Genomic DNA, 305 nt, shown 5'->3' with positions numbered 1-305 from the left:
GGTGATGCAGGCTGGCATGGTTTTATCACAAAGCTGGAATATAAAGCCGCAGAAAAAGGCGTCCATCTGGTAAAACTGGATCAATGGTTTGCCAGTTCGAAAACCTGTCATTGTTGCGGTCATAAAATGTCAGAAATGCCACTACATAAGCGTATCTGGCAAATGCCCTGAATGTGGAGTTGAACATGACCGAGATATCAATGCGGCAATCAATATCCGACACAAGGGCATATTGGAATTACACGCGGCGGGACTCGTCGTTTCAGCCCATGGAGACCCGCGTAAATCCGTCGTACAGAGGGTTG

At 47.5% G+C, this 305-nt stretch carries 1 pseudogene; it reads left to right on the top strand.

The window, feature by feature from the left end:
* Nucleotides 1–305 (top strand): annotated as a pseudogene (locus BHE89_RS00480) (RNA-guided endonuclease InsQ/TnpB family protein); the annotation flags it as partial.

Source organism: Shigella sp. FC1967 (genome assembly GCF_001743005.1).
GTDB lineage: Bacteria > Pseudomonadota > Gammaproteobacteria > Enterobacterales > Enterobacteriaceae > Proteus.
Note: the sequence above shows the minus strand (reverse complement) of the source record. Positions and strands in the feature narration are given on the sequence as shown.